Source organism: Pseudomonas gessardii (assembly GCF_001983165.1).
In the GTDB taxonomy this organism is placed as follows: domain Bacteria; phylum Pseudomonadota; class Gammaproteobacteria; order Pseudomonadales; family Pseudomonadaceae; genus Aquipseudomonas; species Aquipseudomonas gessardii.
Map to the genome: position 1 here is coordinate 1 of NZ_MNPU01000109.1, position 2,449 is coordinate 2,449.

Consider the following 2,449-nt stretch of genomic DNA (forward strand, 5'->3'; position numbering starts at 1 on the left):
GTATGCGTCCGGCCAACACACCTTCCTGACCCCGACGCCAAAGGCGATGGTGTCCACCTAATTTAAGTGGACACCATTTCTAGCCTTTTAAGCGGGTCTTTCCATGCAGCCACAACGCCGTTCCTACTCCAAATCCTTCAAGGCCCAGCTCATTCAAGAGTGTGCCCAGCCCGGCGCTTCGATTGCCAGCGTCGCACTCAGCCACAGCCTTAACGCGAACCTCGTCCACAAATGGATTCGAGTGCAAACGCAGAAAGCCATGGCGCTGCAACCTGCTTTCGTTCCGCTACCCTTGCAGCTAGCCGGAGGAAATTCGCAAGCTGCATCATCGAACATCTGCGTTGAAATCCAGCACCCGCGTGGCACCGTCAAAGTGAACTGGCCGACCGAAAGTGCTGCCGCCTGCGCCACCTTTCTGCGAGACCTGTTGCGATGATCCGCATCGACACCATCTGGCTCGCCACCGAGCCCATGGACATGCGCGCCGGCACCGACACTGCGATGGCTCGGGTGGTAGCAGTGTTCGGTGCGGCGCAGCCGCACTGTGCTTATCTGTTTGCCAACCGCCGTGCCAATCGCATGAAAGTGCTGGTGCACGACGGGCTGGGCATCTGGCTGGCGGCGCGCAGGCTGCATCAGGGCAAGTTCTTCTGGCCGGGTTCCCGGCACGGTTCGCAGATAGAATTGGGCTCCGAGCAACTGCATGCTCTGGTGCTAGGTTTGCCTTGGCAAAGGGTCGGGCCAGGCAACGCGATTTCCATCGTATAACTTCTGCCATGCCCCATCTGGCTGTGCAATTGTCCGATCAGCCTATCGTTGGTTTTGACCTGTTCTGGCAAAATCGGCGGCATGACTTCGCTCCCTGATCTCAATCACCTGACCCCTGAACAACTGCGCGCTCTGGCAGCGCAGTTGATGCAGCGTGTCGAGACGCTGGACCAACAAGTCGAAACAATGGGCAAGACCGTCGAGACCATGGGTAAGAGGATCCATCATGGTCAAACGGTGATCGAAAAGTTGAGCCACGAGATCGCGCAGCTCAAGCGCTTCAAATTTGCCAAGCGTAGCGAGCAGTTGAGTCCGGAGCAGGCCAGCTTGCTCGATGACTTGATCGATACCGATATCGCGGCGATTGAGGCTGAGCTTCAGGCCTTGCAAACAGCTCCAACTCCAACCGAGGCAAAGCAAAAGCCCAAGCGCGCTGCGTTGCCGCCGGAGTTTCCACGCACCCTGATCCATCACGAACCGGACAACACTCACTGCCCATGCGGCTGCGCCCTCAAGCGTATCGGTGAAGACGTCAGCGAGAAACTGGACTACACGCCCGGCGTGTTTACCGTGGAGCGTCACATTCGCGGCAAGTGGGTTTGTGATGACTGCGAAACGCTGATCCAGGCGCCGGTTCCGGCGCAGGTCATCGACAAGGGCATCCCCACCGCCGGGCTGCTAGCCCATGTGATGATCGCCAAGTTCGCCGACCATTTGCCGCTCTATCGCCAGGAGTCGATTTTTGGTCGAGCCGGTTTGGCCATCCCACGCTCAACCTTGGCCCAATGGGTTGGCGTTACTGGCGTGCAGTTACAGCCTCTGGTGGATGCGCTGCGCGATGTAGTGCTCGGGCAGCAGGTCATTCACGCCGATGAAACACCCGTGCAGATGCTAATGCCGGGCTCGAAAAAAACTCATCGTTCCTATGTCTGGGCCTACGCCACCAGCCAACTCTGCGAAACAGCGGCTGTCGTCTACGACTTCAGCCCCAGCCGCGCCGGTGAGCATGCTCGTAACTTTCTGCAAGACTGGAAGGGCAAGCTGGTCTGTGATGATTTCGGTGGCTACAAGGCCAGCTTTGAACTCGGCGTAACCGAAATCGGTTGCATGGCCCATGCAAGACGCAAGTTCTTCGAGCTACACGCCACCAACAAGAGCCAGCTCGCCGAGCAGGCCTTGCGCTACATCCAGTTACTTTACGAAATCGAAAGTGAGATCCGCGACCTTGAACCGGATTTTCGCCACCGAATACGGCAGGAAAAAGCTGTGCCGGTGATGGGTGCACTGCATGCCTGGATGATCGCCCAGCGCCTACTTGTGCACGATGGCTCGGCTATCAGCAAAGCACTGGATTACAGCCTGAAACGCTGGACGGCGCTGTCGCGCTATCTCGATGACGGGGCCGTACCCATCGACAATAACTGGTGCGAGAACCAGATCCGGCCATGGGCGTTGGGTCGCAAGAACTGGCTCTTTGCAGGTTCACTGCGCAGCGGCAAACGGGCTGCGGCGATCATGAGCTTGATCCAGTCGGCGCGGCTCAATGGGCATGATCCGTATGCTTATTTGAAGGACGTCCTCACGCGCCTGCCGACGCAGCGGGCGAGTGAGATTGCGGAGCTGCTGCCGCATAGATGGCAACCGGTTTAGTTGCGCAAGGCGGGATGCCCGGACGCATACG

General features: G+C 58.5%; 3 protein-coding genes. All 3 read left to right on the forward strand.

Annotated features, from left to right (window positions below):
* The first annotated feature begins 103 nt into the window (after positions 1–103).
* The 3 genes from tnpA to tnpC all read left to right on the forward strand — a co-directional run bounded on the left by tnpA (position 104) and on the right by tnpC (position 2,418).
* Positions 104–436: an IS66-like element accessory protein TnpA gene (tnpA, locus tag BLL38_RS31000; protein ID WP_038441717.1), complete on the forward strand. Its 333-nt coding sequence runs from the start codon at positions 104–106 to the stop codon at positions 434–436.
* On the forward strand, positions 433–768 hold the full coding sequence (gene tnpB / locus BLL38_RS31005) for an IS66 family insertion sequence element accessory protein TnpB (protein ID WP_038441718.1): 336 nt from the start codon (positions 433–435) through the stop codon (positions 766–768). Before tnpA ends, tnpB begins: the two co-directional genes overlap by 4 nt.
* 81 nt (positions 769–849) lie before the next feature.
* Complete coding sequence (gene tnpC / locus BLL38_RS29750; RefSeq protein WP_038441719.1) at positions 850–2,418, forward strand: IS66 family transposase; 1,569 nt, start codon at positions 850–852, stop codon at positions 2,416–2,418.
* Positions 2,419–2,449: the final 31 nt, after the last annotated feature.

Bases quoted from the DNA above. Each gene is read 5' to 3' on its own strand.
- tnpA (WP_038441717.1), top strand. From the start codon at position 104: ATGCAGCCACAACGCCGTTCCTACTCCAAATCCTTCAAGGCCCAGCTC.
- tnpB (WP_038441718.1), top strand. From the start codon at position 433: ATGATCCGCATCGACACCATCTGGCTCGCCACCGAGCCCATGGACATG.
- tnpC (WP_038441719.1), top strand. From the start codon at position 850: ATGACTTCGCTCCCTGATCTCAATCACCTGACCCCTGAACAACTGCGC.